The sequence below is a fragment of the Streptomyces sp. NPDC006174 genome, from assembly GCF_040614075.1.
Lineage (GTDB): Bacteria > Actinomycetota > Actinomycetes > Streptomycetales > Streptomycetaceae > Streptomyces.
In genome coordinates, this window is sequence record NZ_JBEXTJ010000003.1 from 1 (window position 1) to 26,996 (window position 26,996).

At 71.3% G+C, this 26,996-nt stretch carries 20 protein-coding genes and 6 pseudogenes; 9 read left to right on the forward strand and 17 right to left on the reverse strand.

Annotated elements, in window-relative coordinates; all coding sequences use genetic code 11:
* Positions 1-582 precede the first annotated feature (582 nt).
* The gene (locus ABZ267_RS07615; RefSeq protein WP_356755027.1) at positions 583-3,078 is read left to right on the forward strand and encodes a Helicase associated domain protein; all 2,496 of its coding nucleotides are present in this window, start codon (positions 583-585) and stop codon (positions 3,076-3,078) included.
* A 185-nt stretch (positions 3,079-3,263) separates the two neighbouring features.
* Positions 3,264-3,386 (forward strand): hypothetical protein, encoded by a 123-nt coding sequence (locus ABZ267_RS07620; RefSeq protein WP_356754928.1) that lies wholly within the window; start codon positions 3,264-3,266, stop codon positions 3,384-3,386.
* 75 nt (positions 3,387-3,461) lie between these two features.
* On the opposite strand, the gene ABZ267_RS07625 is transcribed toward ABZ267_RS07620, so the two are convergent.
* Complete coding sequence (locus tag ABZ267_RS07625) at positions 3,462-3,632, reverse strand: hypothetical protein (RefSeq protein ID WP_356754930.1); 171 nt, start codon at positions 3,630-3,632, stop codon at positions 3,462-3,464.
* Positions 3,633-4,140: 508 nt separating this feature from the next.
* On the opposite strand from ABZ267_RS07625, the gene ABZ267_RS07630 reads away from it, so the two are divergent.
* Together ABZ267_RS07630 and ABZ267_RS07635 are read left to right on the forward strand one after the other, a co-directional pair.
* Complete coding sequence (locus ABZ267_RS07630) at positions 4,141-4,317, forward strand: hypothetical protein (protein WP_356899709.1); 177 nt, start codon at positions 4,141-4,143, stop codon at positions 4,315-4,317.
* Positions 4,318-4,332: 15 nt separating this feature from the next.
* Complete coding sequence (locus tag ABZ267_RS07635; RefSeq protein WP_356754934.1) at positions 4,333-4,500, forward strand: hypothetical protein; 168 nt, start codon at positions 4,333-4,335, stop codon at positions 4,498-4,500.
* Between the two features lie 76 nt (positions 4,501-4,576).
* Here the strand turns inward: ABZ267_RS07635 and ABZ267_RS07640 are convergent, their stop codons facing one another.
* The gene (locus ABZ267_RS07640; protein WP_356754936.1) at positions 4,577-6,010 is read right to left on the reverse strand and encodes a hypothetical protein; all 1,434 of its coding nucleotides are present in this window, start codon (positions 6,008-6,010) and stop codon (positions 4,577-4,579) included.
* A 412-nt stretch (positions 6,011-6,422) separates the two neighbouring features.
* Here ABZ267_RS07640 and ABZ267_RS07645 point away from each other — a divergent pair, with 412 nt between their 5' ends.
* Entirely contained in the window at positions 6,423-8,000 is a 1,578-nt protein-coding gene (locus ABZ267_RS07645; protein ID WP_356754938.1) for an AAA family ATPase, read from the forward strand.
* Entirely contained in the window at positions 7,919-8,338 is a 420-nt protein-coding gene (locus ABZ267_RS07650; RefSeq protein WP_356364114.1) for a tetratricopeptide repeat protein, read from the forward strand. Before ABZ267_RS07645 ends, ABZ267_RS07650 begins: the two co-directional genes overlap by 82 nt.
* 9 nt (positions 8,339-8,347) lie before the next feature.
* Here the strand turns inward: ABZ267_RS07650 and ABZ267_RS07655 are convergent, their stop codons facing one another.
* The 14 genes and pseudogenes from ABZ267_RS07655 to ABZ267_RS07720 all read right to left on the reverse strand — a co-directional run bounded on the left by ABZ267_RS07655 (position 8,348) and on the right by ABZ267_RS07720 (position 23,364).
* On the reverse strand, positions 8,348-9,433 hold the full coding sequence (locus ABZ267_RS07655) for a hypothetical protein (protein ID WP_356754940.1): 1,086 nt from the start codon (positions 9,431-9,433) through the stop codon (positions 8,348-8,350).
* Positions 9,434-9,763: 330 nt separating this feature from the next.
* Complete coding sequence (locus ABZ267_RS07660; RefSeq protein WP_356363257.1) at positions 9,764-10,324, reverse strand: XRE family transcriptional regulator; 561 nt, start codon at positions 10,322-10,324, stop codon at positions 9,764-9,766.
* 10 nt (positions 10,325-10,334) lie between these two features.
* Positions 10,335-12,578, reverse strand: a complete 2,244-nt coding sequence (locus tag ABZ267_RS07665; RefSeq protein ID WP_356754942.1) for a helix-turn-helix domain-containing protein — start codon at positions 12,576-12,578, stop codon at positions 10,335-10,337.
* A 61-nt stretch (positions 12,579-12,639) separates the two neighbouring features.
* On the reverse strand, positions 12,640-13,875 hold the full coding sequence (locus tag ABZ267_RS07670) for a non-ribosomal peptide synthetase (RefSeq protein ID WP_356754944.1): 1,236 nt from the start codon (positions 13,873-13,875) through the stop codon (positions 12,640-12,642).
* 40 nt (positions 13,876-13,915) lie between these two features.
* Positions 13,916-14,473: pseudogene (locus tag ABZ267_RS07675) on the reverse strand (AMP-binding protein); the annotation flags it as partial.
* Between the two features lie 22 nt (positions 14,474-14,495).
* Positions 14,496-15,599 (reverse strand): annotated as a pseudogene (locus tag ABZ267_RS07680) (condensation domain-containing protein); the annotation flags it as partial.
* Entirely contained in the window at positions 15,596-16,084 is a 489-nt protein-coding gene (locus ABZ267_RS07685) for a hypothetical protein (RefSeq protein ID WP_356363226.1), read from the reverse strand. The pseudogene ABZ267_RS07680 and the gene ABZ267_RS07685, both read right to left, overlap by 4 nt.
* A gap of 14 nt (positions 16,085-16,098) precedes the next feature.
* Positions 16,099-16,740 (reverse strand): annotated as a pseudogene (locus tag ABZ267_RS07690) (aminotransferase class I/II-fold pyridoxal phosphate-dependent enzyme); the annotation flags it as partial.
* Positions 16,737-17,486 carry an alpha/beta fold hydrolase gene (locus tag ABZ267_RS07695; RefSeq protein WP_356754946.1) on the reverse strand — a complete coding sequence of 250 codons (750 nt, stop codon included), beginning with the start codon at positions 17,484-17,486 and terminating at the stop codon, positions 16,737-16,739. The gene ABZ267_RS07695 and the pseudogene ABZ267_RS07690, both read right to left, overlap by 4 nt.
* Before the next feature lie 182 nt (positions 17,487-17,668).
* Positions 17,669-19,549, reverse strand: a pseudogene (locus tag ABZ267_RS07700) (amino acid adenylation domain-containing protein); the annotation flags it as partial.
* Positions 19,546-20,028: a condensation domain-containing protein gene (locus ABZ267_RS07705; protein ID WP_356754948.1), complete on the reverse strand. Its 483-nt coding sequence runs from the start codon at positions 20,026-20,028 to the stop codon at positions 19,546-19,548. The gene ABZ267_RS07705 and the pseudogene ABZ267_RS07700, both read right to left, overlap by 4 nt.
* A gap of 71 nt (positions 20,029-20,099) precedes the next feature.
* A pseudogene (locus ABZ267_RS07710) lies at positions 20,100-21,080 on the reverse strand (condensation domain-containing protein); the annotation flags it as partial.
* A gap of 118 nt (positions 21,081-21,198) precedes the next feature.
* Entirely contained in the window at positions 21,199-21,522 is a 324-nt protein-coding gene (locus tag ABZ267_RS07715) for a phosphopantetheine-binding protein (protein ID WP_356363404.1), read from the reverse strand.
* Positions 21,523-21,819: 297 nt separating this feature from the next.
* On the reverse strand, positions 21,820-23,364 hold the full coding sequence (locus tag ABZ267_RS07720; RefSeq protein ID WP_356754950.1) for a UDP-N-acetylmuramoyl-L-alanyl-D-glutamate--2,6-diaminopimelate ligase: 1,545 nt from the start codon (positions 23,362-23,364) through the stop codon (positions 21,820-21,822).
* 285 nt (positions 23,365-23,649) lie between these two features.
* Between ABZ267_RS07720 and ABZ267_RS07725 the strand changes: the two genes are divergently transcribed.
* On the forward strand, positions 23,650-24,225 hold the full coding sequence (locus tag ABZ267_RS07725) for a hypothetical protein (protein WP_356754951.1): 576 nt from the start codon (positions 23,650-23,652) through the stop codon (positions 24,223-24,225).
* A gap of 310 nt (positions 24,226-24,535) precedes the next feature.
* On the opposite strand, the pseudogene ABZ267_RS07730 reads toward ABZ267_RS07725, so the two are convergent.
* Positions 24,536-24,797, reverse strand: a pseudogene (locus ABZ267_RS07730) (HNH endonuclease); the annotation flags it as partial.
* 281 nt (positions 24,798-25,078) lie between these two features.
* On the opposite strand from ABZ267_RS07730, the gene ABZ267_RS07735 reads away from it, so the two are divergent.
* Both ABZ267_RS07735 and ligD read left to right on the forward strand, forming a co-directional pair.
* Positions 25,079-26,017, forward strand: coding sequence for a Ku protein (locus ABZ267_RS07735; protein WP_356750457.1), 939 nt, complete (start codon positions 25,079-25,081; stop codon positions 26,015-26,017).
* Positions 26,018-26,060: 43 nt separating this feature from the next.
* Entirely contained in the window at positions 26,061-26,993 is a 933-nt protein-coding gene (gene ligD / locus ABZ267_RS07740) for a non-homologous end-joining DNA ligase (protein ID WP_356750459.1), read from the forward strand.
* Positions 26,994-26,996 lie beyond the last annotated feature (3 nt).

Here is a 26,996-nt window from a genome sequence, read left to right on the forward strand (position 1 = left end):
GGTACCCGCTCCGCGGGTACCCATGTGCTGCGCACATGGCAGAGATGGAATTCGCTTCGCGAATTCATAAAGGCGCTGCGCGCCTTTTATAAACCGCTGCGCGGTTTATTGGTATTCACGCTTCGCGTGAATGGAATTACCGCTGCGCGGTAATTCTGGGCGCCTCTCCGCTGCGCTCCGTGGCGGGGCGTCCGCTGCGCTCCCGCCCTGCCGGCTGCGCCGGGCTGGCTACGGCAGGGGGTGGCGGTGCATCAACTGTGCCTGCGGGTAGGATCCCGAACCGGTGGGCACTGCCTCCCGGGGCCGGCCTCGGGGTCCGCCACCGTGAGGAGGTCGGGGCCGAGGGCTGGAGAGTCCGATCTGACGGGCAGTCATGCCCGGGGCAGGCTTGCACTCAGGAAGGGGCGTGATGCGCACTGCTCCCGCAATGTAGCACACTGATCGGCCATGGTGGGATCGAAACAGGCCAACCGTCAGTCGATGTGATGCATCGTGCTGCATCAGAGTCGTGCATCAAGTGATGCGCGGGTAGCATCACGAGTGAACGGCTACCTCTTCCCCCGGATCTGGAGACATCTCGTCATGACCGGTGAAATTCCGCTTTACCCGCATCAGGCGGAAGCGGTGGATGCCATTGTCGCAGGACTGGAAATCCGGCCTGGACAATGTGTTCCAAGAAATGAGCTGCGCGGTCAGGTGCACGCGGCGTGCGGCACGGGAAAGACGTTCATTGCTGCCGGTGCGGCGCAGCATATTTCTCCGCATGGGCGGGTTCTGGTTCTTCTTCCGACGCTGGAATTGTTGGCGCAGACGGTGCGGGAGTGGCGGGCTTTTGGGCGTTCGGGGCCGATGGTGGCGGTGTGCTCGATGGATGACGACCCGCGTCTGTACGACCTGCGGGTGCCCGCGACGACGAACGCTCCGCAGTTGGCGCTGCACTACGGCAGCGGGCCGGTGACAGTGTTCGCGACGTACGCGTCTCTGCCGGTGCTGACCGAGGCTCATGAGGGCGCGTACGGGCTTCCGATGGACGTGTGGGACCTGATCTGTGTGGACGAGGCCCACAGAACCAGCGGGTCGCTGGGGAAGGCGTGGGCGGTCGTCCACGACCAGGAGCAGCTGCCCGCGATGCGCCGGCTGTATCTGACGGCGACGCCGCGGATCTGGATGGAGCGGCCCCGGCCCCGCTGGAGCCAGAAGGGTGAGGCGGTGGCGCCGGGTGAGGTGGAGGCGCCGGGTGATGGGCGCAGGCCGGTGGACCGGCTGCCGAAGGAGATGGCCTGCTCGATGTCGGACGAGCGGATCTACGGGCCGGTTCTGTGGGCTTTGGATCTCTCGGACGCGATCGCGCGGGGGTTGCTGGCGCGGTATCAGATCGTGGTGGTGGAGCTGCGGGACAAGCGGCTGACGCTGGAGAAGCTGTACGGGGAGGAGCGGTTCGAGGAGCACGTGCGGGGCGAGCGGCTCGCGGTGCTGCAAGCTGCGTTGCTGGAGGCGATGGCGGAGCACGGGTTGGAGCGGTGCATCACCTTCCACCACCGGACGATCGAGGCGGAAGCGTTCTCGGTGGGGCTGGGGCGGGTGGCGGGTCGGCTGCACGCGGCGGACCCGGATCGGCACCCGCAGGAGGTGTGGTCGGGGTGGTTGTCGGGTGAGCACGAGCCGGAGGCGCGGGCTCAGGAGCTGTACCAGTTCGGGGGGCGGGTGGGGCGGGCGGTGATGTCGAATTGCCGGGTGCTCGGTGAGGGAGTCGACTGCCCGAGTGTGGATTCTGTCGCTCTTATCGACCCGAAGGGGTCGGCGGTGGATATCGTTCAGGCTATTGGGCGGGCGCTTCGGCAGAAGCCCGGTCAGGATAAATTGGCGACACTGATCGTGCCGGTATTTCTTGGTCCGGATGAAACTCCGGAGGATATGCCGTATTCGGCTTCGTACCGGCCTCTTCTGAAGGTTCTTTCCGGGTTGCGAGCGCATGATGAGCGTGCGGTGGAAATGCTCGCTATTCCGTCGGAGGATCTGAAGCGGACGAAACCGGCGTCGTCGTGGCTCGGACCGGTGCCCGAGGGCGACGGCGAGGAGGAGCAGCGGCTGCTGCTGCGGTTCGGGGTGCATCGTGATCCGGCGTTGGTGGCGCGGATGGTGGAGTACAACCTGATCGAGCCGGAGCACGCGAACTGGCGGGCGGGGCACCGGGCGGCGGTCGCGTACCGGGAGCGGGAGGGTGATCTCGCCGTGCCGTACCAGCACGTTGAGGGCGGGGATGAGCGGGGTGAGGGCGGGTTTCCGCTGGGGCGGTGGCTGTCCGATCAGCGCCGCGCGATGCGGGCCGGGACGATGCTGCCCGAGCGGGCCGAGGACCTGGAGGCGCTCGGCGTCGTGTGGGACCCGGCCGACGCGGCGTGGGAGGAGAACCTCGGCGCGGCCCGTGCGTACGCCGTGGCGTACGGGACCCTCTCCGCGCCGGTCACGGCGATGATCATGGACCGTCCGGTGGGTCAGTGGCTGGCCAACGCCCGGAAGAGGAACGGGCTCGGCAAGGACGTGGAGCGGGCGCAGCGGCGGGCTGCGGCGCTGGCCGCGATCGACCCGGACTGGAACCCCGCGTGGCCGGTGGACTGGCAGCGGTACTACGCCGCTCTGAAGGGCCTTGTGGTCCCTGGGGGCGTGGTCGGGTGCGTGGAGCCCGGGTCGATGGTGAACGGGCTCGACGTCGGCGGGTGGCTGGCCGCCCAGCAGGACAGGTGGGAGCGGCTGTCCGCAGGGCAGCGCGAGCGTCTGGTGCAGCTCGGTGTCCGGCCGCCGGAGAAGCCGGTCGCCGTCGGGGCGAAGGCGCGGCCGCGGCGGGCGGGCGGTGCGCGGGCCGGAGCGTTCGACCGGGGCGTAGCGGCGCTCGCCCAGTACGTCGAGCGGGAGGGGACGGTGGTGGTGGGACGGTCCTGGTCCGAGGAGTTGCCCGACGGGACGGCCGTGCGGCTTGGGGTGTGGCTGTCGAACGTGAGGAGCCGGCGGGCGGCGCTGACCGGTGAGCAGCTTCAACGGCTGGCCGCGCTGGGGCTGGAATGGGCGGAGGCGGCGTGAGCGGCGACGGCGTCGAGGAGGCTCCGTACCGCGGTCGCCGCCCATGCGCGTCGGCAGGCGTGGGCGGAGGCCGAGGCGGTGCTCACCGCAGTGCTGGGCGATGCGGAGGTGCAGCGTGCGATGTACCACCTTCAGGGCAGTGGGTACCGCCTCACGTCAGCCGCGACAGCACAAAGCACCGCCTCGTGTCATCGGCCAACCACCGCCATGAGCCAGAGACCTGCAAGAACACGCCCTACCTGACCAACCGTCACGGCCACCAGCCCACCAACATGGAGCCGACCATCGCGCACCCCGAACACGGTTGACACAAACCACCCGACCGCAAGCAAACGCCCCGGACAGAAACCCGTCCAGGGCGAAAGCAGTTCAGCGGTTATCCGCTAGATGAAGCCCAGGAACTCTTTTCCGGCGTAGGCGATGAGGAGACCGCCGAGGCCGTACGCGGCCCCGAGCGCGACCCGCCACGCGAGCACCTTCATCCGTCGGCGGTAGCGCCTCTTGCGCGGGGGTGGCTGGTCGGTCTGGGCTTCTTCGCCCGTAGACTGGGCCATGTCGGCCCTCCTATCTCGAGTGCGTCGACCTTCGTGAAGAGGCCACCGCCGCGCCTGCCAGAGCATCGGCGGTGGCTTTCGCGTGCCAGCATACCCTTTGATTCGTAGGCATAGTTGCCATTAATGTCGCAACTTCCTAGGACTGAGAATTATCACCCTTACTTTCGAAGGCCGGGGGGCGTTGCGGCGATCTTCGGAGCGCTCAGATGGGCCTGCGCGCCTAAATAGACCAGGCAGAAGTCACTTTCAAGCCACTTTTGGTCTGAAGGCAGCTCGGGGAATGAACGGCTTGTAGCCGCAGGTCAGGAGCCTGGGCGGCGGTGGGGGCGGATCTGCGTGCTGAAGGCGGGTCACGAGGGCTGGGCACGGCGCTGGGGCACCACCGCGGATGGGCCGGCCACCGGGTCGCGCGCCTGTCCGCTGGGATCAGGGGCCGCCGCCTATGCCTGCCGGTGACCTGCGGCGGTGAGCGGCGTTGACCTGGTATGCGAGGGTGAGAACGGCAGTTGTGGCGGTATCGGTGCTGGCGCTCTGCCTTGTGGGGCAGGCGCCCGCGCAGGCGAGCGGGAGGGCCGAGGACGGGCCGGTGAGCATCGGCGCCACCGGTGAAGGGCTGAAGGTGCGAGAAGTCCGGGTGCTCCTGGACGGCTGGAAGCCGGGCGTACGGGCCCGGATCAGCGAGTGACGCGGCGGGGAGTGGGTGCGGGACGTTCGCGGCTGGAAGCACATAACCTCCAAGCAGGCGTATCAGTACAAGTACGAGATCGCCACGTGGAAGATCGACCGGAACTTCCGGCACCGGAGCCGGATCTGTGCGGAGGTCTCCGGCCACGCGGAGCGGATGCCCTGCATCACCATCAAACGCTGAGCACCCGAGAGGGCCCGCATCGGTCACGGTGCGGGCCCTCTCGGGTGCGTGCCGCGCTCTTCCTGGCCTGGCGGGTCTATCGTCCGCGTCCTTGCCGGGGGGCGGGCGCGGTCTGCTGGCGGTGTGGTTGCACTGCGGCCCCGGCGGGGGCCGGGGCCTGGGTCTGAGGGTTGGTGGGTGCGGTGGTGGAGCGGGAGCGGGCGGCCGTGGTGGAGACGCGGGGCCCGGTGGGCAGGGGCTGGTCGAGGGGTGTGGTGAGCGCGTGGTGGGTGGCGAGCAGCAGGCGTTCGGGGGTCTCGGCGGGCGAACCGGTACGCCAGGGGGCGTCGTCGGACGCGAGGCGGGCCAGGTGCCGGCCCAGGGGTACGCCGTCGCGGTCCATGCTGCGCATCCGGGCGGCGATCAGGGGCCACTGACGGGTGCTCACCAGGTAGGCCGCTTCCTGCTGGGGCAGGTGCTCGTTGAGCTGCGCCACGAAGTAGGTGTGGGCGGTCTCGTTGATGCCGAGCTGCTGGAGGGCATGGGAGCGGTTGCCGAGGTCGAGATCGTGAGGGAGGTCCAGGCCCTCGGTGAGCGGGCCCCAGGAGCGCTTCGCGTCGGAGCTCACTGCGGGTGTGGCCCAGGGATCGGGCCTGGGTGGGGTGCCGGGCCCGGGCCGTACGGGGGCGGGGCCGGCGGGCGGAGCGGCTGCGGGCGGAGCGGCGGGGCGTACGGCGGACGGAGCGGACGGCCGTACGACGGCGGTGGGCTCGGCGGCGGGCGCCGGCCGTACGGCGGGAGCGGACACGGGCTCGGCGGCGGTCCGTACGACGGACACGGGAGCGGCCGCGGGCGCCGGCCGTACGGCGGGAGCCGGGGCGGGCACCTGGGCTTGGGGGCGGGGGGAGGCCGGGTTGGCGGCTCGGGCGGTGGCGGCGGCGCCGGCCTGGTCGACGCGGAGGCCGGCGGCGTGGGCGTCGGTTAGGATGCGGGCGACGTCGGCGCCCTGGTCGTGGAGGTGGCCCATGGCGGCGGCGATGTCGGGCCAGGCCGGGGAGGCCAGGATCGCGTCGCGGACCAGGCCTTCGGGGATGGTCGCGCGCAGGAGGTCGGCCCAGCGGTCGGTGCCTTCCGCCTTCGTACGGGCAACATTGTGGGCGACGGCCCGCTCAACGGCGGAGGCCATGTGGCCCAGGTTCGGCAGGAACGTGGTGAGGTCGACGCCGGCGTGGGCGAGGGACATGAGCTGGCGGGCCATCACCGGCCAGTCCGGGCTGCCCGCCAGGTGGTTGAGAAGGCCGGCGGGCAGGTGCTTGCCGAGCTCGGCGGCGGCCCACCGGTCCTCGGCGTGCTTGCCGTAGCCGTCGGGGAGCTCCTTCTCCTTCCCGTCGTGGTGTCTCTGGGCGGCGCGGCGGACCGCGTCGGCGATCGTCAGGATCAGCCGCACCGACATCGCCGCGGCCTGCGCCGCCTCCGACAGGGCTTCGGAGAACGGCTCGCCGAGCGGCTGCGCGGAGGCGGGCGTGGACATGAGGGGCTCCTTCGTACGGTCAGCGCGAACGCCCCGGGCCGGGGCGGTACACCGGTAACGGGTAGGGGCGGGGCGGGGCCACGCTCGGCGGCCGGGGTCACCCGTACGGTGCGAGAGCCCGTACGCGAAGCCCAACGCGACGCCGTACGCGGAGCCGTACGTGAAGGCCGTACGTGAAGGTGCCGGTCAGGTGTCCCCCGGGCTCCTGCTGTCCGCCCCGGGGCTGTGGGCTGACGTTATGTCACGGGTGGGTACCGGAGCGGACGGATCAAGGATGCGGGGCATGGGCGGGGCGATGATGTGGTCCTGATTTCCGGACAGGGCAGGGCGGGGGCGTGGGGTGGCGGACAACAGGCGTGCGGCCAGGGTGGGTTCGGCGGTGTCGGGGAGCTCGGCAGGGATCGCGTTCCTGGTGGCGATCGTGACGAATTACGTCACCGCGCAGCCCCCGAAGTGGGCGGAGAACACCCTCCTGGTGTGGTCCGTGTTCGGGACGCTGGCCGTGGTCTCGCTCGGGCTGTTCTTCTGGGAGCGGCGCCTGGCCGCCCAGGCGCCGGACGGCGGTGTGCGGCCGGTGCCGCTGGGACGGATCGCCGTGGGAGGGCACTCGATGAACCCGCCGGCGGTCTCGGCGCGGGTGCGGGGGCGTGAGGCGGAGCTGGAGCGGATCGGTGCCCGGGTGCGCGGTTCTGGCGGGGGCATGGTGGTGGTGTGCGGAGCCGGAGGCCTGGGCAAGACCACGCTCGCCGCCGAGGCCGCCGCGCAGGCCCGGGCGCAGGGGCAGGTGGTGGTGTGGATCCGCTGGCGTGACGATCCCGAGCAGCTCGGGCAGGACCTCGCGCAGGCCGCCCACATCCTCGGCCTGCCCGAAAGCAGGCTGGAGGAGGCCCGGATGGGGAGGGTGTCGCTCGTCGACGCCGTCTGGAAGCACCTGGCAGACGTCACCGGGTGGCTGATCGTCATCGACAACGTCGACACCCCGGCTCGTGTTGGCCCTGGGTCGGGGCCACCGGCCGCCTACCGGGGATGGCTCCGCCCGCACGGGGGCGGGGTCCTGCTGGTCACGAGCCGGGACACCACCCGCCAGACCTGGGGCCCGGACGCCGACCTGATCCACCTCCAGCCCCTGGCCGACGACGCGGGCGGAGCTGTCCTCCTGGACGCCGCACCGCACGCCGGGACCGAGGCCGAGGCCCTGGCCGCCCGGCTCGGCGGGCTCCCGCTCGCGCTGAACGCGGCAGGCACCTACCTGTCGGTCCCCACAAGCCGGCACCGGACCTTCACCGCCTACCAGCACGCCCTCGAAGCCGAGTTCGGCGACCTGTTGGGGGCCGAGCACCCGGGCGCGGCCGCCGACCCGGCGGTCGCCCGCCGCGTCGTCCGACACACCTGGGACATCTCCTTCGACCAGCTCCACAGGGACGGCTACACCCTCGCCCGCCCCGTCCTCCAGCTCCTCGCCCTCCTCGAACCCGCCCCGATCCCCCGCACCCTGATGACACCGGAGCTCGTCACCGACGCCACCGGCCTACCCGCGACCGCAGCCGGCGTGGACGCCGCGCTCGCCGGACTCCACCAGTACGGACTCCTCCACACACCCGAAACCGACGAACCCGAGCCCGACTCACCGACCGTGGGCCGGCTCCAGCTCCACCCCTTGGTCCGCGAGGTCACCGCCCACACCCTCACCCGCCCCGAACCTACGGGCACCTGGCTCACGGCACTCGACGAACACCTCACCAGTGCCGTCAACATGATTGCGGGCACGCCCGGCAGGACTGGCTGGCCTACGGCACGCCTCCTCGCCCCCACCTCCCAGCCCACCTCGACCGCAACACACCCGACAACTTCAGCAGCGCCCGCGACACCCTGGCCGATCTCGCCGAGACCCTCACCAACGCAGGCGCAGTGTCCGAGGAACTCCTGCTCCTTCGACGTCTTCTGGACGCCGAGACCGATCAACTTGGCCCCGACCACCCCGACACCCTAGGCAGACGCAACAACCTCGCCAACGCACTGCACGGGCTCGGAGAACACCAGCAAGCCGCCGACCTCCACCGACAGACCCTCGCCGACCGCGAGCGCGTCCTCGGGCCCGACCACCCCGAGACCCTCGGCAGCCGCCACAACGTCGCCAACTCGCTGGACCATCTCGGGGAGCACCGGCAAGCCGCCGACCTCCACCGCCACGTCATCGCCGACCGCGAGCGCGTCCTGGGACCCGACCACCCCGACACCCTCAACAGCCGCAACTACCTCGCCACCGCAGAGGCCCGGCTGGCCGCGGCCGGACGCCGACGGTGGTGGCAGCTACCCCGCCTTGGGTGAGGAGCAGCTTCAGCGTGAGCGCCCCGTGCCCGGGCTGGGGGGCGGTGCGGAACGGGTCCGGAACGGTGCACCGGTGTCAGGCGGAGCTGTGGCGGGGTCGCGCGACGGGGCGGGCGTCACCCGTACGGTGCGCGGCACGGCCCGGGGCGTGGTCGTACGGGCGTGGGTGCTGGTGAGGATGGCTGCTTCGCGCAGCAGGACGGCGGCTTGGGCGGCGGCGCGGGTCTGGGCGCGGTGGTCCTGTGCGCGGTGCCAGGCGGTGGCCGCTTCGACGGCTTCGACGAGGGCGATGAGGAGGTTCAGGACGGCCGGGGCGCCGCCGCCCCTGGCTGCCCTGGGGGCGTGTTCCAGGGCGCGGGTGGCGGCCCTGAACCCGGCGCGGGCGGCGCCTTGCAGGGTGCGGGCGCCGGGGGCGCGGGAGGCCTGCTCGAACGCCGCCGCGGCCGCGCGGATCTGGTCGCGTACGGCGGGCGGGGCGGTGGCGGCGGCCACCACCAGGAGGTCGCCCAGGGCGGCGACGTCGCCCGCTCCTTCGGTGCGTCCGGCGTGGGTGAGGAGGGTCGCGGCCCGGCGGATCCGGTCGTGCGCGCGGTGGAGGTTCTCCGGGCTGATGGCGGGCTCGAAGCGTTCGCGTACGCGGGGCAGGGACAGGTCGTAGGCCAGGGTCCGGCCGGAGAACCACACCGGCCGGCTGTTGTGGTCGGCGCGGTCGCCGGGCAGGGCGACCGCGTACCCGTCCAGGGCACCGTCCTGATCGTGGTGTTCGCGTACGCGCAGCCCCGCGTCACGCAGCCGGGCGAGGAAGTCGGTGGTGCCGGTGGCGCGGGCGGCGGCCTCGCGGACGGTGCGCTGAAGGGTCTCGCGAGCGGGCTCGGTGAGGCCCCGGCGGGTGGCCTTCTCCTTCTCCCCCGTGGCCGGGGCGCGGCGTGCGGTGCGGTCCAGCGACGACATCGGCGTCAGGCCCCAGCGGGCCTCGAACGCGCGGGCGGCGGTGTGCATCTTAGGGATGTCGCCGCGCAGGTGGGGGTGGCGGCCGTCCTGGCGGGCGAGGGTCGCCAGGAGGTGGATGTGGTCGGGTGCGTGACGTATCGCCACCCACCGCTCAGGTAGTCGGCCAGGTCGCGGCCGGCATCCTCCAGAGGCTCGTGGGCGCCGTCGGATTGGAAGTTGGCGCCGCTGCCGCCGTCGAACAGGACCGGTTGCGGGTCGCTTCTGTCCGGCAGGAGCGCTCAGGAGGTCCCTCGGTGAGCTTTGCCGAACTCCACGGTCCCCCACATCGGCCCGCCTCATTTCCCGTACGAGAGGTTCCTGTGCTTCGACGGTGCCGGAAAGGACGGCCGGCAGCCGGCGAATCCACGAACCGGTGGGCCGGGGCGGTCGGAGGATCTGTGTGTCGGTTGTCTGTGTGTTCTTGTTGTGTGGTGGTCAGAGGCCGAATTCGATGTGCTGGAGGTCGAACAGGCGTACTTCCTCCAGGGTTGCGGCTCGGGTGCCGTGGTTTTGGAAGTAGGTTTCTTTGAGTCCTTCGGCGGCGATCTGCTGGAGTTGGTTCTCGGTGGCGCCTTGGGCCTGTGCGGTGAACAGGCGGTGGGCGTAGGGCGGTGGCAGTGCGACGGTGAGGTGGCGTTCGCGGGCTTCGTCGGTGGTGCCGATGGGTGCGCTGTAGCCGAGGCGGCCTTGGATGTCGATGATGAGGCCGGTGGTGGTGCCGGCGGTTTTCTTCGCTTGTGCTTTCACGCGGGGTTGCCATCGTTTTTTTACTTCGTCGGTCAGTCGGGTGGCGAGGTGGGGGCGTGGTTGTTTGAGCTGGTTCTTGAGGTATCGCTCGACGGTGCGTTGGGAGATGCCGAGGGTTTGGGCGGTGGCTTTGGTTCCTTTGAGTTGTTTGACCAGGTAGCGCATTTGTGCGCCGGCGCTTTTGGGTGCTGGGCGTGTGATGGCTTGTTCCAGTGCGTTGTCGAGTCCCTCGCCGACCGAGTTGGTCATTTTCGGTGCCCTACTCCCCTGTGTCGGCGGTGGTGATGTCGCCGGTCTTGATGTGGCGGGCCAGGTTCAGTTCGGGTGCGTGGGTTCGTTCGCGGAGTTCTTCGGCCCACAGGGTGGTCTGGGTGCCTTCGTGTTTGACCATGCCGGGTGACACGCCGAGGCGGAACGATCCGGGTACGGTTTTTCCCGCGTGGTCGTAGGGCAGGACGTCGAGGGGTGAGGGGCCGTCGGCGGCGTAGACGGCGCAGTCGGAGAGGACGGCGACCGGGTAGCGGTCGGTGGCGGCGGCCAGGGCCACCATCTTGCGGTGCATGCCTACCCGGGCGCGGGAGATCACGGTGGCGCGGATGTCCGGGCGCCAGGTCGGGCGGGTGAGGGCCGGCCAGGGCTGTCCTGGTCGCCAGCCTTGGCCGCGTGCCTTTTCCTGGAATTTGCCGATGCCGTTCTTCACCGTGGACTTGATCGCGTCCAGGACGATCGCTGTCTGCGGGTCGCGTTGTTTGTAGCCGTCCATGGCGGTGAGCAGTTGTTGTGGTGTCAGGTTCTCGGTGACGCCGAGGTCGGCCATGGTGGAGACGTAGGCGTCGCGTAGCCGTTTGTACCAGTTGTCGAGGTAGCGGCCCGGTTCGGTGCGGATGAAGGCTTCGGTGGGGGCGACGTCATAGCCGAGTTCGGTGGCGTAGGCGAGGGTTGGGGTCGCGTACCAGGCGGGCCCGTCTGGGTGGTTGCCGGTCGGGGTGAACGGGCTGGGCAGCAGGTCGCCGTCGAGGGTGTGCCACTGCTTTCCGACCTTGACGTGGGACAGGTCGACGTGGGAGAGGTCGGCCAGCCAGGAGCCGGGTGTCTTCGCGTCGAAGGTGGGGTGGGTGACGTGGACGGGTGGGGTGGCGAGGCCGACGACCGCGCCGTTGGCGGCGGCGGCGAAGGCCATGTTCACGTCGATGCCGACGAGATGGCGTCGCATGCACTCGTCGTCAGTGAGCGGGCGCGCCCAGTCGTAGGCCTCTTCGAAGAGTTTCTCGGCCGGGGTGCGGATGTGGAAGCGGGGCAGGTGGGCGAGGACGGGGTGGCCGTCGGTGGCCTCGCACGGTGGTGGGTCCATCGGTTGTTTACCCAGGGATCCGGGGTTGTGTTCGCTGTGCCGTGTGCCGCTGTCGTCCGGGGCGGAGGCGCGGGTGGGCGGGTGCAGGGCGGTCATGAGTTCCAGGCCGGTGACGGCGGTCGATCCGCGCGGTGTCATGACCCGGGTGGCGTATGTGGCGAGGACGGAGGCGAGTTCGGCGGGAGGGAGGTGGGCGGCGTGGCCCCAGCTGCGGGTGTCGAGCGCGTTCCAGGACGGGATGCAGAGCTGGACGCAGGAGCGGCGGCCCCCTTGGGCCGGGCGGTAGATCCGTGCCCAGGGGCCGAGGCCGCGCTTGGTGAGCTGCCACTGGGCCCGGGTCAGTTGGGTGATCGTCTTGTGGGTGTCCGGCAGGCGGCCGGCCAGGCGTTCCTCGTCGGTGAGGTGGGTGGGCAGGCCGAAGCGCTGGAGTGCGGCGTGGGTGAGGACGAGCAGCGGGTCGGCGTCCTTGCCCGGGCCGGTCAGGCGTGGTGCGCCGAGCTTGGCCTGTGCCAGTGTCCATTCCACCAGTGCGGGCAGTGTCTTGGCGGGTACGTCGAGGATCAGGCCGCCCACGCAGTATCCGAGAGCTTGGCCTTGGTCGTCGGTGTCGATGACGGCCAGGGGTCCGTTCGCGAAGCGGGGGTCGCTCGCGGCGGTGGGCGGGAGGGTCGTCCGGGTGGCGGGGCGGGTGTTCGGACGCGGCGGTGCGGTCGGGTGAGCGGCGGGCGGCGGGCTGGGTGCGGTGGTGGGTGCTGGGGGCTTCTCGGCCGGCTCGGCGGCAGGCGCCGGGACCGGGGTCGTGGCCGGGACCGTGGATGTGTCCGGGACCGTGGCCGGGATCGTGGCCGGGATCGGGGCCGGGGTCGTGGCCGGGGTCGTGGATGTGTTCGGGGCCGGGGCGGGAGCGGGGTGTTTCTGTGCCCATCCCTCCAGCAGGCGCTGGTACGGTGCGCGGCGCGGGGGCCGTGGTTCGCTGCGGCCCGCTTCCCAGTTCTTCACCGTCTGGGTGGTCGTCTCCAGGACCTGCGCGAGGCGCGCCTGCGTGATGCCGGCCGCCTCACGCAGGCGCGCCCGCTCCGATGGGGGCGGCATGGCGGGCTCTCCTGCCAGCAGCGCGTCCACGGCGTCGAACAGCTCGTCCTGGGTCGGCATGTCTCAGAACCTAGCAGATTTACTTGCGGATTTATCCTTTGTTTTAGCCTCTCCCGGCTTGTCAGGTGTCCAGGAGGTGGAGTTGGGCGGCGGCGTCCTCGTCGCTGAGTTCCAGGACGGCCCGCATGGCCGCGGCGGTGCTGTGCAGGAGGTCCGGGTCGGGGGCCAGGGCCAGGATCTGGGCGGCGAGTTCGGCCGGGGTGGGGGCCTGGAAGAGGGTGTTGACGCGCAGGTCCACCTCCAGGTGTTCGCGCAGGAACATGACTGCTTTGGTGGCGAGCAGCGAGTGGCCGCCCAGGTCGAAGAAGTCGTCGTGCGCGCCGACACGTTCCAGGCGCAGGACGTCCGCCGAGACCAGGGCGACGACCGCTTCGACGGCGTCGCGCGGCGGTGTGTGGCCGGTGGTGTCGGTGCGGGTGGCCGGTGGTGCGGGCAGTGCGTGGCGGTCGGTCTTGCCGTTGCTGTTGAGCGGGAGCGCGTCCAGCAGGACGTAGTGTCCGGGCACCATGTAGCCGGGCAGGGTGCGGTTCAGGCCGGTGCGCAGCTGCGCCGGTTCGGGGCTGGTTCCGGTGGCCGGTACCACGTAGGCGACCAGGCGTTTGTCGCCCGGTGTGTCCTCGCGGCACAGGACGACCGCGGCCCGGACCTGCGGGAGTGCGGTGAGTGCGGCGTCGATCTCGTCGAGTTCGACCCGGATGCCGCGGATCTTGATCGGGTGGTCGGTGCGGCCGAGGTAGTCCAGGTGTCCGTCGGGCCGCCAGCGGCAGATGTCGCCGGTGCGGTAGAGGCGTGCGCCGGGCTCGTCGGCGTACGGGTCGGGGATGAAGCGCTCGGCGGTGAGTGCCGGGCGGCCCTGGTAGCCGCGGCCGATCTGGCGGCCGGCGATGTGCAGTTCGCCCGGGACGCCGATCGGGGCCGGCCGGCCGTCGGCGTCCAGGACGTAGGCGCGGGTGTTGAGCACGGGCCTGCCGATGGGGACGTGGCCGGCCGCGCCCGGCGGGCAGGGCCAGTGTGTGACGTCGATGGCCGCCTCGCAGGGCCCGTACAGGTTGAGGAGCCGGGCGTCGAACGCGGCGAAGTAGCGGCGCTGGAGTTCGGGCAGCAGGGCCTCGCCGCTGCAGATCACGGTGCGCAGGGTGCGGCAGCGGGCGGCGTCGGCCGGGGCCTCGACGAAGGCCTGCAGCAGTGAGGGCACGACGTGCAGGACGGTGACGCGCTGCGCCTCGATGACCTCGGCGAGGTAGCCGGGGTCGCGGTGGCCGCCGGGCGCGGCCATGAACAGCCGCGCCCCGGTCACCAGCGGCCAGAAACAGCTCGCGCAGCGAGTCGTCGAAGCCGACCGGGGTCTTCTGCAGCAGGACGTCGCCGGGGCCGATGCCGTACTGGCCCTGCACCCAGGTGAGCTGGTTGACGATGTTGCGGTGCTCGTTCATCGCGCCCTTGGGGCGGCCGGTGGAGCCGGAGGTGTAGACGATGGAGGCGAGGTGGCGGCCGGTGACGTCGGGTGCGGTGGGTGTGGGCGGCGCCGCGTCGAGGATGTGACGGTCGCGGTCCAGGAGCAGGGTGTCGAGCAGGTCGGGCAGCCGCGGGCGTAGTTGCCGCTCGGTGAGGACGGTGGAGACGCCGGCGTCCTTGATGACGTAGGCGAGGCGGTCCGGCGGGTAGCCGGGGTCCAGCGGTACGAAGGCGGCTCCGGACAGCAGCGCCCCGTACAGGGCCACCACCAGGTCGGTGGAGCGCTCCAGGAAGACGCCGACGGTGGTTTCCGGGCCCGCGCCGCGTGTGCGCAGGATGTGTGCCACCTGGGCGGCGCGGGCGGCCAGTTGGCGGTAGGTGAGGGTGGTTTCGGCGTCGGCGACGGCTACGGCGTCGGGGGTGCGGGCCGCCTGGCGCAGGAAGACTGAGGGAGCGCTGCGGGCTCAGCTCCTGAACGAGCCGGTCGAACGGCAGCGCCTGGTGGTCGTAGGAGCGCAGGCTGTCGGTGCGTACGGTCTTCAGGTGCCCGCGGAAGGAGGGGTCGTGCTCCAGCTGGGCGCGGTGGACGACCGTGTTGACGAAATAGCCCACGGACGAGGCGAGTTCGGTGCGGGTGCGGCCGGCGACGGTGCTGCCGACGCTGACGTCCGGCTGACCGGACCAGCGGGCCAGGAGCACCTGGTAGGCGGCGAGGGGCACCATGTACAAGGTGGCGCGTTCGGTGCGGGCCAGGACGCGCAGCTGTGCGCTGAGCTCGGCGGGAAGCGTGAAGGTGTGGACGCCTCCGGTGAAGGCCTGGACGGCGGGGCGCGGGCGGTCGGTGGGCAGGGTCAGGAGTTCGGGTGGGCCGGTGAGGCGGCCTTGCCAGTGGTCCAGGAGCTTCTCCAGCCGCGGGCCCCGGAGGTGGTCGTGCTGCCAGTGGGCGAAGTCGGGGTACTGGACGACCGGTGCGGGCTGCCACTGGGCGTCCTGGTGGGCCGCGCGGTAGGCGTCGCCGATCTCGCGCAGCACGATCTCCATCGACATCGCGTCGAAGACGATGTGGTGCACGAGCAGCATCAGTGTGTGCCGTTCGTTCCCGGTGCGCAGGAGCCGGGTGCGGATGAGCGGCCCGGTGGCCAGGTCGAAGCCGGTTGTGGCCTCGGCCGCGCACGCCCGGCCGGCTGCCTCGCCGCGCTGGTCCTGGGGCAGGTGGCGCAGGTCGGTGAGAGGCACGTCGATGGCGAGGTGCGGGTCGACGGGCTGGAGCGGGCGGCCCAGTTCGTCCTGGCCGAAGCGGGTGCGCAGCGCGTCGTGGCGGGCCACCACGGCGTGGACGGCGGTGCGCAGGAGGTCCGCGTCGAGCGGGCCGTCCAGGTCGATGCGCCAGGCCAGCGTGTACAGCGGGTCGCCCGGGCGGATCTGGTCGAGGAACCACAGGCCCTGCTGGGTGACCGAGGCCCGGTGGGTGCGTTGGCGCTGGTCGGGGCCGGCGGCCGGTGCGGGAGCCGTACCGAGCGGCGTGGCGGCCGGCGCGTGGGGTGTGGCGAGAGGTGCGTGGGTCATCGGGCCGCTGCTCCTTCGCGGATACGGGTGGAAGCCTGGGCCCGCAGTACGCGGCCGAGCCGGTCGAGACCTTCGGTGAGCTCTGCCTCGGCGCCACCGAATCCGAGGCGGACCCGGTCGGGGTGTCCGAAGCCGGTGCCCGGGACGAGCAGCACGTCGTGGTCGCGGCCCAGGGTGCGGCACAGCTCCTCGGTGTCGGATACGCCGGTGAAGGCCGGGAAGACGGTGCAGCCGCCGCCGGGCGGTGTCCAGGACACCAGGTCGGCGTGTTCCTGGGCCCAGGCGGTGAGCGTGCGCAGGTTGCGGGCGGTCTGCGGGGCGCGTACGGCCAGGAGGCGGTCGGCGTGGACGATCGCCCGCTCGGCGAGGAACTCGGTGAGCGGGGAGAGGCAGATGGTGAGCGCGTCGCGCAAGGGCAGGAAGCGGGCCAGCAGGTCCGGGGCGCCCAGGCAGAGCCGACCCGGGTGCCCGGCAGCCCGTAGCACTTCGACATCGTGCCGAGCGACAGGCACCGGTCGTAGGACAGCGAAGGGTCGGGCAACGGCGGCGCCCCGTGGGTGAGTTCGCTGAAGGCGCCGTCCCACACCAGGTAGGCGCCGTTGTCGGCGACCAGGGAGAGGAACGCGTCGAACCGGTCGGCGGGCAGGGTGGCGCCGGTGGGGTTGTTGGGCAGGTTGACCACGACCATGCGGGTGCGCGGGGTGATCTGGGCGCGCAGGGCGTCCAGGTCGGGTACGAAGCCGTCCTCGGGGCGCAGCCGCCAGTGCTTGAGGCGGCAGCCGATGGACTCGGCGATGGACCACAGCGAGTGGTAGCCCGGGTCGATGACGACGACCTCGTCGCCCGGCGACAGCAGCGCGTTCATCACCAGGAAGATCGCTTCGGTGGACCCGTGCGTGGCCATCACCCTCTCCCGATCGCCGTCGCCGAAGCGGCGGGCCAGCGCGGTGCGCAGGCCCGGTCCTCCGTAGGAGGGGCTGTCGTCGAGCCAGAGGGTGTCCAGGTCGTGGTGGGTGATGCCGGTCAGGTCGCGCAGCTCGGCCAGGGACCAGCACTGGACGCCGCTGCTGCCGAGGTCGATGGAGGTGTCGAAGTAGAAATCGCGCATCCAGTCTTCGAGTGGGGCCCGGCGCAGCTTCATCGGGATGCTCCTGTGAGGGTGTGGGATCGCAGCCGGTTCGCGAGGCGGTCGAGGTGGTCGGTGTGCAGGACGCTGTAGTGGTCTCCCGGCACCGTGCGGACCACCAGGCCGGTGGTGCTCCAGTGCTGCCAGCCGCGCGACGCCTCGGCCGGTACGGCGCTGCCGTCGGCGCCGGAGTCCGCGGCGCTGAGCAGCAGCAGCGGCCCGTGGTGGCCGGTGGCGGGCCGGTAGCGGTCCAGAGCCGTGCGGTTGGCCCGGTACAGGCCCAGGAGGCGGTCGACGAAGTCGGGGCCGTCGTTCTCGTCCAGCGCGCCGGCCCGCTGGGCGCGGGCCAGCAGGTGGGCGGGCTGGTCCGCGTACGGCAGAGCGATCAGGTCCTCGGCGCGGACACCGAGGTCGATGTCGGTGGTGCGTTCGAAGTCGGCGGCGAACGCGGCGATCAGGTGCGCCTGTGCGGCCGCGTCGCCGTCGGCGGACCCGTCCTCGTACGGTCCGGCGGCCTGGAGGGTCGTGGGCGTGGGCGGGTGGGGGTCGGCGGGATCGGGCGCGTAACTGTCGATCATGACGACCGGTACGGTGCGCCCGTCGCCGGCCTCCAGCTGCCGCGCCATCTCGAAGGCGACCACACCGCCCATCGACCAGCCGCCCAGCACCAGCGGCCCCGTGAAGCCCGCGTCCGCGATCGCCGCCAGGTACTCGGCGGCCATGTCCTCGATCCGCTCGGCCGGCCGCTCGTCCTCCCGCATGCCGCAGGCCGCCAGCGCGTACACCGGCTGGTCGGGGCCGAGCGCGCCGTAAGGCCGCTGTAGCACAGCACATGACCGCCGACCGGATGCACGAGGAACAGTGGTGGCCTGCCGCCCTCGGAGCGCAGCGGCACCAGCGGCGACACGGTCGCGGTGAAGGCGTGCTCGTCGATCCTCGCGGCCAGGGCGCGCAGCGTAGGGGCGGTGAAGACGGTGGAGGCCGGTACCGCGCAGTCGAAGACACTCAGGATGCGGTTGATCAGCCGGAGCGCGGAGAACGAATGGCCGCCCAGGTCGAAGAAGTCGTCGCCGGCGCCGACCTGCTCCACCCGCAGCACCTCGGCCCAGATCTCCGCCAGCAGCCGCTCGGTACGGGTGCGCGGCGGCACGTACGGTGTGCCGGCCGTACCGCGGCCGGCCGGGTCCGGCGCCGGCAGTGCGGCACGGTCCAGCTTCCCGTTACCGGTGAGCGGCAGGGACGACAGCGTGACGTAGGCGGCAGGGACCATGTAGGCGGGCAGCAGCCCTGCCAGGTGGGTGCGCAGGGTGAGGGCGTCGAGCGGCGCCGCGGTGGAGTGGTCACCGGTGTCGGTGGGGACCAGGTAGGCGACCAGGCGCGGTCCGTCGGCGTGGTCGTCGCGGGCGTGGACCACGGCCTGGGCCACGCCCGGATGGTCCAGGAGCGCCGCCTCGATCTCGGCCGGTTCGATACGGAACCCGCGGATCTTGATCTGGTGGTCGGCGCGCCCGAGGTACTCCAGCTCCCCGTCCCCGCGCCACCGGCACAGATCACCCGAGCGGTAGAGACGTTCATCGGGCGGGCCGAACGGGTCGGGCACGAAACGCTGCGCGGTCAGCGCGGGACGGTTCAGGTAGCCGCGGCCCAGGCCGGGCCCGCCGACGTACAGCTCGCCGGCGACACCGCGCGGCACCGGGATTCCGTGCGCGTCCAGCAGGTGCAGCCGCAGGTCATCCAGCGCGTGGCCGATGGGACTGCGTACGGGTGAGGTGAGGTCGGCGCGGTGGATGCGGCGCAGGGTGACGTGCACGGTGGTCTCGGTGATGCCGTACATGTTGACCAGGGCCGGGCAGCGCTCGCCGAGCCGGTCGAACCACGGTGCCAGGTCCTCGACGGTGAACGCCTCACCGCCGAACACCACGGTGCGCAACGGCAGTTCGTCCCAGAGCGGTGAGTCGAGAGCGGCTGTGGTCAGCTCCCGGAAGGCGGAGGGTGTCTGGTTGAGGACGGTGACACGGTGGGTGTGCAGGAAGGTGACGAAGTAGCCGGGCGAGCGGGCGATGTGCACGGGCACCACGGCGAGCGTGCCGCCGTAGGCCAGTGCGCCCCAGATCTCCCACACCGAGAAGTCGAAGGCGTAGGAGTGGAAGAGGCTCCACACGTCGTGGGGGCCGAATCCGAACTCGGCCTCGGTGGTGGTGAGCAGACGCACCACCTGCCGGTGGGCGATCTCCATGCCCTTGGGACGGCCGGTGGATCCGGAGGTGCAGATGACGTACGCGAGGTGCGCGGCGCTCAGCGGTGCGCGCCGCTCGGTGTCCGTGACGTCCGCCGTGTCGCTGTCACCGGCGGGCGTGCCGGAGGCGCTCGTGTCGTCCGATCCGTCCGTGCCGCCTGTGCCTCCTGTGTCGTCGGGGTCGCCTATGTCGTCGGGGTCGCCTGTGCCGTCGGGGTCGCCTGTGCCGTCGGGGTCGCCTGTGTCGCCTGTGTCGTCGGTGTCGTCGGTGTCGTCGGTGAGCAGGACCGGGTACGGGGTCTGCCTGAGGCGGTCGGTGGCGGTGGCGGTGCCGGTCAGGACGCAGACGGGTTGGGCGTCGTCGAGGATGTAGCGGGTGCGGTCGGCGGGCAGGGCCGGGTCGAGCGGAAGGTAGGCCGCCCCGGACTTCAGGACGGCGAGCAGCGCGACGATGAGCTCCGCCGAGCGCGGCAGCGCGAGACCGACGAGACGGTCGGGGCCGGCACCGGCCGTGATCAGGCGGCGGGCCAGCCGGTTGGCGCGGGCGTTGAGCTGCGCGTACGTCAGATGTGTGCCCTGGGCACTCACGGCCCGGGCGTGCGGTGCGCGGGCCGCCTGCTGCTCGAACAGGGCGACGAGGGTGCGGGCGTCGTCGGCCGGCGGGCCGGCCGGGGTGTGGCCGGGCCGGGTGGGGCGTGGCCGGGCCGGGTGGGGCGTGGCCGGGCCGGGTGGGGCGTGCCGGTCTCGTCCGTATCGCTCAGGCGCAGGCGGTCCAGTGGGGTGTCCGGGGCGGTGACGGCGTGGGCCAGCAGGTGGTGGAAGCTGTCGGCCAGGGCCTTGGCGCTCGCGGTGTCGAAGAGTTCGGCGGCGTACTCCAGAGTGCCGGTGAACGCGCCGCCGGCTTCCTCCTCCAGCGTCAGCGTGAGGTCGAACTTGGCCGTTCCGGCGGCGGGTTCAAAGATCGTGCAGTCGATGCCCGGCAGGTGCAGCGTCTCGTTGTCGGTGTTCTGCAGGACGAACGCGGCCTGGAAGAGCGGATTGCGACCGATGTGACGCCCCGGTGCCACCGCTTCCACCAGCCGCTCGAACGGCACATCCTGGTGCTGCAGGTCCGCCAGGTCCAGGTGCGGGTGTGCTGCAGCAGCTGGTGGAAGGTCCAGTCGGCGCGCAGTTCGCCGCGCAGGACGACCGTGTTCGCGAAGTAGCCGATGAGCGGCTCCAGTTCGCTGTGGCCGCGGCCGGCCACCGGAGTGCCGACGGACACGTCCCACTGTCCCGAGTAGCGCGCCAGCACACTCTGGTAGGCGGCGAGCAGCACCATGAACGGGGTGCAGCGGGTGCGGCGTGCCAGGTCACGCAGCGGCGCGGCGAGCCGGCTGGGGGTCTGGAGCGGCACGGTGGCGCCTTGGTGCGAGGCGACGGCGGGCCGCGGGCGGTCGGTGGTCAGGCTGAGCAGGGCCGGAGCGCCGGCCAGGCGCTCGCTCCAGTAGCCGAGCGTGTCGGCGAGCGCGGCGGGCTGGAGCTGCTCGCGCTGCCAGACCGCGTAGTCGGCGTACTGGATCTCCGGATCCGGCAGCGCAGAGGGCAGGCCGAGCGCGTACGCCTGGTACAGGGAGCCGAGTTCACGCAGGAAGACACCGATCGACCAGCCGTCGCACACCGTGTGGTGGAAGGTGACGACCAGGGTGTGGTCGGTGGGTGAGGTGCGCAGCAGCAGGGTGCGCAGCAGCGGGCCGGCGGTCAGGTCGAAAGGAGTGGCCGCCTCCCTGCTCGCCTCGGTCTGGATCCGGTCGGCGGTGGTGTCGCGTACGTCGAGGTGTGCGGGCGTGGGCGGGCGGACGATCTGCAGCGGGCCGTCCTCGCTGTCGGCGAAGGTGGTACGCAGCGTCTCGTGGCGTTCGATGAGCTCGCTCAGGCTGTCGGTCAGCAGGCGGATGTCGAGCGGGCCGCTCAGGTGCAGGGCGAGCGGCACGTTGTAGACGGCGGAGCCCGGTGCGAGCTGGTCGAGGAACCACAGGCGGGCCTGGGCGAACGACGCGGGGAAGACCAGCACGTCCTCGACGACGGACGGCGGTGTGCCGGTCACGGTTTCGGCGTCGTCCTGAGCGGACGTGGGCATGGCGTTTCCTATCTGCTCGGAGGATCTGCTCGAAGACCGGTTCGCCGGCGGGGTACGGACCCCGGCCCGGTGGTTTCCGCTGGGGGCCGCTGGTCGGCGTGATCGCGTACGGCGGTGCTCAGAGGCGGCTCGTGCCCCGGTAGCGGCTGCGGTCCAGGCGCCGGATGGACGCGCGGACCGGTGGGGCCTGCTGCTGGGATGCGGCCACCTGTTCGGCCAGTTCGGCCACGGTCGGCCCGGAGAACACCGCCAGCAGCGGCAGGTCGGCTCCGGTCCGCGCACGCAGCCGGGCGATCAGGGTGGCGGCGTGCAGGGAGTGTCCGCCGAGGTCGAAGAAGTTGTCGTCGCGGCCGATCCGGTCCACGCGCAGGAGCTCCGACCACAGGGAGGCCAGGAGCTGTTCGGTGCCGGGCCGCGGCGCCGCGTAGAGGGCGCGGGTCACCGTCCCCAACCGCGCCAACGCCCTCCGTACGGCAGACGGTCTTCGACGGGGCGTCGCCCGGTCGGCACAAGGCAACGCTTTTCTGAGCCCCTGCCCGGCTGGGAGGCCGAGAAGCAGTTGCATTCCGGCTTCCGGTTCTCGAATTCACCTGGAACCGAGGCTGCCTGAACTTCATGACCGAGGCCGGTGGAATCCCGTCGCGACAAACGGCGGAGCACCAGGGACTTCTCGTCGCAGCTACAGCAGGCCGAGCAGCAGGTCCGTACGCACTGGCCGACGGCGGCTGACGGCTACATGTCAAGGCCGGGAGGCGAAGGGGTCTGCGGCGTGTTGCAGAAGGGCGCGGCGCAGGGCGGTGCGGTCGTCGAAGGGGCGTGAGCCTGTGGTGGAGTTCTGGTATTGGTCAGCGCCGCGTCCGGCGACGACGAGTACGTCGCCGGGGCCGGCGGCGGACACGGCCAGATAGAGGGCGCGTTGCCGGTCGGGTTCGATGTGGACCGTTGCCTGACCGGTCCGGTGGGCGCCGGCTGCGACGGCGGTGCGCAGGATGGCGGGGTTCTCGCCGTGCGGGCTTTCGTCGGTGACGATGACGAGGTCGGCTGCGCGGGCAGCGGTTTCGCCGAGTGCGTCACGTTTGCGCGGGTCGCGGTCGCCTGTTGCGCCGAGGACAACGATGACCCGGCCGTTGGTGAGGGAGCGGAGGAAGGGGAGGAGACGGTGTTGGCCGCCGGTGTTGTGGGCGAAGTCCACGAAGGCGAGGAAGGACTGGCCGGCATCGATGCGCTCCAGCCGCCCGGGGATCGAGGCGAGGTGTTCCATGCCGTGCAGGGCTGCGGCCAGGTCGATGCCGCCGGCCGCCAGCGCCGCAACGGCGGCCACCGCGTTGTCGGCCTGATGGGCGCCGAGCAGCCGCAGCCGAACCTCCTGATCGACACCTGGGCCGCGCAGGCGGAAGCGGGTACCGGCGGCATCTGCGGAGGTGAGGTTGGCGCTCCAGCGGGCCGGCTCGGGGCCCATGGTGAAGGTGGTGACGGGGCAACGTGTCTCGGCGGCGAGGCGGCGTCCGTGGGGGTCGCCGATGTTGATCACGGCGTGTTCGCAGCGGTCCGGGGTGAACAGGGATGCCTTGGCGGCGTAGTACCGGTCGAGGGTGCCGTGCAGGTCCAGGTGGTCGGGGCTGAGATTGGTGAAGACGCCGACGCGGAAGCGGGTGCCGTCCACCCGGCTGAGCTCCAGGGCGTGGCTGGAGACTTCCAGCGCTATGTCGGTACCGCCTGCCTGGTGAATGAGGGCGAGCAGACGCTGGAGTTCGGGTGCTTCGACCGTCGTGCGTTCGGCCGACAGACCGGCGCGGCCCGGCAGACGTGTCTCCAGGCTGCCGGCCAGTCCGGCACGGCGGCCGGCAGCTTCTAGGCCGGCGGCGAGCAGATGCGTTGTGCTGGTCTTTCCGTTGGTCCCCGTGACCCCATACACAGACAGGGCGTGGGAGGGGTTGCCGTAGAACCGAGCGCTGAGAGGGCCGAGGATCCGGCGGGGGTCGTCGACAATTAGGGAGGGCAGACAGGGATGGGGACGATCGCTGAGCAGCGCGATGGCTCCTGCCCCGGCGGCCTGGTCGGCGAAGTCGGCGCCGTGCTGGTGCCTTCCGGGCAGTCCTGCGAACAGATCGCCGGGTGTGACGTCGGTGCTGGCCAGGGTGATCCCCCGCACCCGGGCCTGCCCGTCGCCGGCTCTTGCGACCAGCCGGGCTTCGGGGGCCAGAGCTCGCAGGATGTCCAGGATGTCGTCCAGGCACAGGGACGGCGCGGAGGGGCGGTCGTCGCGCTGCAGTGCACTGGCCATCGTCCACCACCTCCATGGTCCTGGGCGCGGCCCAGGGCGGTACCGCATCGCCGAACTGTCTCCGGCCGCCTCAGAGGACCGTTGCCGCGGCCGGAGCGGCATCGGAGAGGTAACCGGTCGGCCGGGACGTGAAACTCCCGGTCGCGGACGGCCTCAGGTCTGCGTGGCCGCGCCGGGCCGCCTCTGTTCGCACGGCTCGACGTGCGGGTGTGCCCGGCTGGGGTGACGGTGTAGGCGAAGCCGGCGGCACTGCCGGGCATCCGTACTGATCCTGAGGAGCTCCAGATGTCGGAACGCAACACCGCGCTGCGCAGCATGCACGATCTGGGGCTGGCGGCGTGGTTCGGCGGCTCGCTGATGGGCGCGGTCGGTCTGAACAGCGCGGCTGGGGCTGAAGGCGGTACGTGGCGGAACACGGCACGGATCGCGAGCGTGGGCTGGGCGAAGTGGACACCGGTCAACGCCGCAGCGATCGCCGTGCACCTGGTCGGCAGCAGTGGGCTCTTGGGGGCCAATGCCTCCCGGGTCGTCACTCAGAAGGGTGTGGCGGCGTCCACGATCGCCAAGACGGTGCTGACCGGCGCTGCCCTGGCCGCTACCGCCTACAGCCGTGTGCTGGGCAAGAAGATCGAGCTTGCCTCATCGGATGATCCCGAAGCTCTCGAAAGGGCTGCGGAACATCCCATCGACACCGACAAGGCCCAGCGGGATCTTGCGCGGGTGCAGTGGGTACTTCCGGTGCTCACCGGTGGTCTGATCGTTCTGAACGCCTTGCATGGTGAACAACAGCGTCCTGCCGAGCAGCTGCAGGGAATGCTCCAGCGCGCGGGGTCGATGACGCCGTGGCCCGGCATGCACTGAGCCGCTTCCGGCGGCAGGCGGAGCGTCGGTCCTGCTGACGACGCACGCGCTTGTGGGCTGTGCCCGAGGCGGTGGCTGTCAGCCGTGCCATGGGTGACACCGCGCACGGAGAGCGTGTTCGTACCGGGCTGTGGGCGGGGCGGTCTAGGTCGTGGTGAGGTCGACCGGGAGAGGACGAGAGCATCCCAGGGCTGGTTCCCATGTCCTCACCCGCCGGAGAAGATCCGAGGCTACGCAGAGCAGCTGGTCCTGGCGGCTGTCGGACGCCAGATCGCGCATGGCCGAAAGTAGGTTTCCAGCGGCCTACCTCCACCGTCGGCGCGACGACCGCCTCGGCGATGAGGACCTCGGCGCAGGTGTTGCACCCGTCGCCTGCGTCGTCGCCACTGTTCCAGTGCTTGAACTGGTGCGGGTGTAGCCGGTGCAGTCCTCCTCCGTGCCCTTCACCAGACCGACCGCGTCGGCCGGCGGCGTCACCTCGGGTGCGGCGGCGGCCTGCGCGACGGGAGCCGAGAGGAGAGGAACGAGGACGAGGAGAGTGCGCTGAATCCGCGCGCAGTGTCCTTGACCACCACCGCTGCGTACCGGCCCCGCCCTCCAGCGGTGTAGCCGCGGCCCCCGGGGTCACCCGGCGGGCGAGAAGGTTCACCGCAGGAACGCCTCCGCTGCCCGGCCGCTCACCTGGGCGCCGGGACGTAGGCAGGTCATCCGCTGTCGGCACTGGGGCGAAGATGCGGGCCACCCTGCACCGCGTGAGGATCGGGAGTACGACGTAGCAGCCCGGGTGCTTCGACCGGGGTTCCCCGGCTTTCCCTCGCCGAGCAGCGGCGCAGGGGCCCTGGAGGTGGAAGAGATGCCGCGACCGTTGTGGGCAGGTGCGATCAGTTTCGGGCTGGTCACGATCCCGGTGAAGATCGTGTCCGCAACCGAGGACCACGACGTCCACTTCCACCGGGTGCACCTTGCGGACATGGGCCGGGTGCGGACGAGGAAGGTCTGCGAGCTCGACGGGGAGGTCGTTTCCCAGGATGAGATCGGCAAGGGTTACGAGATCGCGAAGGATCAGACGGTCGCGGTGACGGACGAGGAACTGGAGCAGATGCCGCTGCCGACTGCGAAGGCGATCGAGATCGCCGCGTTCGTCGACGCCGACACGATCGATCCGGTCCGCATCAGCGACTCCTATTACCTGGCCGCCGACGGGCAGGTAGCCGCCAAGCCCTACACCCTGTTGCGCAAGGCGCTGGAGCGGTCCTCGAAGGTGGCGGTGGCAAAGTTCGCGTGGCACGGCCGTGAGCGCCTGGGCCTGCTGCGGATCCGCGAAGGGGCGATCGTGCTGCACTCCATGAAGTGGCCGGACGAGGTCCGCAACCCCGACGAGCTCGCCCCGCGCGAGGTCGACGTCGGAGAGCAGGAGATCGAGCAGGCCCTGCAGCTGGCCGAGCGGATGACGATCGAGGACCTGTCCGGCTTCCACGACGAGTACCGCGAGGCCCTGGAGAACATCATCGCGGCGAAGGCCGAGGGCAAGCCCCTCCCGACCCCGGCCGAAGGCGAGGGGAAGGAGAAGGGCGAGGTCGTGGACCTGATGGCCGCCCTGAACGCCTCCGTCAAGGCCGCGAAGGAATCGCGGGGCGACGACGGCGAGGACGCTACCGTGCACGAGTTGCGTCCGTCGAAGAAGACCGCCAAGAAGACTCCGGCGAAGAAAGCGGCCGCGACGAAGAAGTCCACGACGTCCAGGAAGACGTCGTCGAAGAAGACGGCCGCGAAGAAGCGCAGTGCCTCCTGACCCTCTTCCTGTTGGTGGTGCCGTGCTGCCGAGGATCGAGCCGATGCTCGCAGTCCCCGGACCCCTGCCGTCGACGGGGGTGGAAAACCGGTGGGCGTTCGAGGTGAAGCAGGACGGGCAGCGGGCCATGGTCTACCTGCCGGGCAACGGCACCGTCCTCGTACGCGCTCGTTCCGGTACGGACATCACCGCTGCCTACCCCGAACTCCTTCCCCTCGCCGGCTCCCTAGGGACACGGAGCGCCGTGCTGGACGGGGAGATCGTCGTGCTCGACGAGCAGGGCCGCAGCGACTTCGGGCGTCTCCAGCAGAGGATGGGCCTCGTCAGCGCTCCGGCGAGGGCCGCGCGGATGGCAACCAAGGTGCCTGCGCACCTGATGCTCTTCGACGTCGTGCATCTCGACGGCCGGCTCCTGACCAAGCTGCCGTACGAGGAGCGGCGGGAAGTGCTGGAAGGTCTCGGGGCGGCCGGGCCCGCCTGGTCGACACCTGCGGCGATCACCGGGCACGGGGCCGAGGCGTGGGAGATGGCCCGGGAGGCCGGGCTGGAGGGGCTGATCGCGAAACGGCTTACCTCCCGGTACGAGCCCGGGGCACGGTCGAAGAGCTGGGTGAAGATCAAGTTGCACCGGTTCGCCGATGTCGTGATCGGCGGGTGGGTTCCCGGACGGGGCCGGCTGACGGGTCTGCCCGGTGCGGTTCTGGTCGGTGAGCGGCGCGATGGGCTGCTGCACTACGCGGGCAGTGTCGGCACCGGCTGGAGCCAGGCCGAACGCATCCGCCTCGCCGAACTCCTCCACGCCGCGGCCAGCGACCCCTGCCCCTTCGCACAGGTTCCACCAGTGGCCGGGGCCCGGTGGGTACTCCCCCGGCTCGTCGGCGAGGTCCGCTACACCTCCCGCACCCGGGCCGGACGCCTGCGCCATCCCTCCTGGCACCGGCTACGCCCGGACCTCGCACCCAACGACCTGGCATGAGCG

Bases quoted from the DNA above. Each gene is read 5' to 3' on its own strand.
- ABZ267_RS07615 (WP_356755027.1), top strand. From the start codon at position 583: ATGACCGGTGAAATTCCGCTTTACCCGCATCAGGCGGAAGCGGTGGAT.
- ABZ267_RS07625 (WP_356754930.1), bottom strand. From the start codon at position 3,632: ATGGCCCAGTCTACGGGCGAAGAAGCCCAGACCGACCAGCCACCCCCG.
- ABZ267_RS07640 (WP_356754936.1), bottom strand. From the start codon at position 6,010: ATGTCCACGCCCGCCTCCGCGCAGCCGCTCGGCGAGCCGTTCTCCGAA.
- ABZ267_RS07660 (WP_356363257.1), bottom strand. From the start codon at position 10,324: ATGACCAACTCGGTCGGCGAGGGACTCGACAACGCACTGGAACAAGCC.
- ABZ267_RS07665 (WP_356754942.1), bottom strand. From the start codon at position 12,578: ATGCCGACCCAGGACGAGCTGTTCGACGCCGTGGACGCGCTGCTGGCA.
- ABZ267_RS07695 (WP_356754946.1), bottom strand. From the start codon at position 17,486: ATGCGGGAGGACGAGCGGCCGGCCGAGCGGATCGAGGACATGGCCGCC.
- ABZ267_RS07720 (WP_356754950.1), bottom strand. From the start codon at position 23,364: ATGGCCAGTGCACTGCAGCGCGACGACCGCCCCTCCGCGCCGTCCCTG.
- ABZ267_RS07725 (WP_356754951.1), top strand. From the start codon at position 23,650: ATGTCGGAACGCAACACCGCGCTGCGCAGCATGCACGATCTGGGGCTG.
- ABZ267_RS07735 (WP_356750457.1), top strand. From the start codon at position 25,079: ATGCCGCGACCGTTGTGGGCAGGTGCGATCAGTTTCGGGCTGGTCACG.
- ligD (WP_356750459.1), top strand. From the start codon at position 26,061: ATGCTCGCAGTCCCCGGACCCCTGCCGTCGACGGGGGTGGAAAACCGG.